At 43.5% G+C, this 3641-nt stretch carries 1 protein-coding gene; it reads left to right on the top strand.

What is annotated here, in order from left to right; all coding sequences use genetic code 11:
• Nucleotides 1-42 precede the first annotated feature (42 nt).
• Nucleotides 43-3641, top strand: a 3599-nt coding sequence (gene traN / locus BIZ39_RS20710; protein WP_187447949.1) for a conjugal transfer protein TraN, incomplete at its 3' end; no start/stop codon positions are given.

The following is a 3641-nucleotide window of genomic DNA, read 5'->3' as shown; positions in this document are numbered from 1 at the left end:
CATTTTAAATACCAGTGTAATTACTTAGATGGAAAGCTATCGATGCAGGTTAAAAAATTTCACAGAGTGAGTGCGTATTTAATCAATGCCATTCTCCTTATCAATTTACTTAGCCCAGCATTTTTGCCGACCTACGTGATGGCGCAAGCTATATCAGAGGAAGATGAAAGAAGAATCCAGCAAATTAACAGGGGGCAATGGGACGGAGCACTGGGCGTAAAAAACTTTACACTGCCTAGCGTAGACAACTCACCCATTTCAACGACAAATCCAGTGACTGGGGAGGTTGAGGAACACACTTACCAACAATCAGATGGAACTTATAACTTTTCAAGTATAAAAATGGGCGATATGTTTCAGGGGTTCTCACAGGCTCAACACGAAGCCTATGCTGCTGACCTAGAGGACATTCGAGATAACCCTCATCAAGTTCAAGATTCCGTCTATCAAATGCAGTTGGATAAAACAACATTCGCCGATGTGGAATGTTCCTCGCTTACTTCTACAGATGAACAACAACGATGTGAACTTGCCAAGCAGGCTTCGTTGCTTGATGACATGAGGGGCAATACCGGTGCTGAGGAATTTTTAGGAGCTGAGGATTCCATTCTCACCGACTTTTCTTCAATCGCCGATGGCACACATCCCTATTATGCAGAACTACAAAATGAAGAGTGTGTAGAAACGGTTCAAGAAGGTGAAGATGGTGAAGGAACAGGACTAATAGGCAGGCATATTTGCTTAGTCGGTGGTGACGCGCCTGAGCAAGTGTGTAGGGCCGAACGGTATCTAAAATCCACAAAAGTAAACGAAAAAGTAGTAATAAAATACCCAATCGACTCTGAGCCAAGTATAGATGTTGTTTCAAGTGGTTTTGACGCATATGACATACGTAACTGCCCAGGGTTTCAATCAACTCGACGTACCTGCCTTGAAATAGATGTACTAACGACTACACAGATTGATAGGGTTGCCACATCAGCGGCTTCTGATGAATACATCAGAGCACAATTAACACTAAGTCCACCTGGTGGAAGTACCTTATATTCTGAGTCTCAGGTTATTCGAAATTACGCAGTACGTTCTGATTTCCTAGCACCTAATATGACTTTACCAAGTAACTTAGGTGATTTTATTGACTCTCCAGAAGACTATGTTGTTAGTCCAGAAACAAATTTATTGTCAATGGAATTTGGCTATAGGTATTTCGAGACTCCGAATGATTGGTGCCATCCCCTATCTTATATGGAAAGTGATTGCCCTCCGCAGGAAAGGTTCGTTGATGGTACCGGGACAAGCCACTGGGGTAATGCTTATAATAACGCCGATATATTTAGAGAATCACTAAGCGAAGATCAAATGACTTTTGTTAACCCACCTCATACGATAGTGGGAAATAGAGAAGAGTATTTGATTGAACCTGTCGAGCACCCTAGATTAGACCAATCATTTGATAATACGCGAGCGCCATATACTGTTTCTGAAGATGGGGAATTCGATGTAGGCTCAGGTAGCGGTTGGATGCTTACTGATTCTCTAGATATTCATGGGTATTACCCAAAAATTATCAATGTTACGGATCATACTGAGTACCCTAGCGATGATTTGGTTTATTACAGTTTCCATAGAATACAAGTGATTCTCATGGGACAAATTTCAACTGATACACCTGTACCTCCTGATCCGGTTGATGACTCCAATACCATTATCAAAAAAGTGCTCATAGATGACCTTGATACTTATCCAAGAGTGGAAAGCTTCTCAGTCTTAGGGGCACCAGTAGAAGCAGAAGTGACTGTTTTTGACCAAGGTACTTATGGTGTGGATGAATATTTCCCGACAAACATTCGAGTTGTAGGGGATACAGTTGAATCCTACACCTTAAAGACAATCGGGAGACCAACGGATAGATATGAATATGAGTTGGAAATCGAGTTTAGTGGCATAGCGCCTTTTGAGGTTATCGCTGATATCCACAGGATTGATGAGCAAGGGTTTCGGCCAAAGGCAGATGAAGACCCCAACTGTCAAACCGTTATTGACTTATATACCTCAGGTACTGTTGATGGAACCGCGGTATGCGATTACGTTATTGATAATGATGAAAGCTTACGAATATCCGATGACGGCGTACCAATTGATTGGCCGCACGTAGGCTATTTTGGGTTTATGCCAGAGTGGACGCCAGATGGCATGCATGGATTACCTAACTTTTGTTATGACGCCACAATTAACGTAGACCCAAGTGACTTTGGGGGCTTTGCATCTCTTGACAGGGAGGTGGCATGCGCTGGGCTTCCACAAGCAGATTATGATGCTTGTATGAATGGACAATATTGCGAGTACAACGCAGTAACTGGAGGTACTACCTGTTTAGACATTGGTGAGGATTTAAGAAGCAGCTTTGAAGACTCCTGCGCGGCTTTTATAGAAGATGAGTCCTGTGAGCATAAGCCCGAAGAAACCCGTTGTGAAGAGAGTTTAGATAGAGATGGCGAAACAGTCTGCCTCTATGAGTCACATGTGTTTGAGTGTGTAAGCGAAACTCAATTCAGCACGCCTGGTACAAACGATTCAACAGAAATTGACTGTGGTACACCCCGCGATTGTATAAATGGCGAATGTAATAATCTCGCCGATGAGAGCAATGATGCATTTTTGCGTGCTACAGCTGCTATGCAGATTCTACAAGAAGCTAAGGACAATAAATGCGTAGTAGGAAGTGATGGCGAAATCAATGAGTCCTCATGTAAGTTGTTTTCAGGCAAAGCTACCCGCTGTAAAACACCAACGGTCTGGGGGGCTCAAGACTGCTGCAACCCAGATGATTTGGGTATGGGCGGAATGGATATTGTGGCTTACTGGCAGATGTATAAGTTGCTAGATGAGTTGGATGAAAGAGTAAACATCACTGGTTATATGTCCGAAGCGTGGGGAGCAGTTCAGCAAACTGCAGATGGTACTGCGTTAGGGAATGGCATGGGGGCCATGAGTGAGTTCATTCAAGGCGTTTCAGATACGGCTAGCACGTTCGGCGCAGATGCCTATTCTTTTGTTACAAAGCCAATCGTTGCTGGTTGGGAATCTACGTTCAAAACTCTAGGCTTTGACCCTGAAGGAGAAGTGGTAGGCATTGCTGCGGATTATTTTGATGTCGGTACCGCAGTAGCGGGAAATGCGGGGGCTGCAGCCGAAACAACTAGACAAAGTGCAGAAGTTCTTGCCAATACGGCCCCACAGTCTGCAGGCATAGCCAATGCAACAGTTGCTACAGTGGGTGAAGAAGAAGCTATAGGGGGGATGTATAAATACCTAGCCAACGGGATCAACAACTTTTTATTAGAAAATGGTTTCGTAGACACGGCTAACGCAATTTTTGTTACAGGTGCTGACGGTTCTATAGGCTTTAATACAGGTACAGCAACAGGGGAGTTTTTAAATACTGCGGCAAATATCTTTGGCTGGATCATGTTGGCGTACACAATATACAACGTTTATAACCTAGCGGTTGGTATTGCTTTTGCGTGTGACGAAGAAGACTTCGAAACAACCCAAAAAATAAAGTTACTATCGACCCATTATGTCGGCTCATGGTGTTCTAAAAAGCTTTTCATTGGGGGATGTATTGAATATTCCCAAGG

The organism is Alteromonas sp. BZK5 (assembly GCF_014349115.1).
In the GTDB taxonomy this organism is placed as follows: Bacteria; Pseudomonadota; Gammaproteobacteria; order Enterobacterales; family Alteromonadaceae; genus Alteromonas; species Alteromonas macleodii.
Note: the sequence above shows the minus strand (reverse complement) of the source record. Positions and strands in the feature narration are given on the sequence as shown.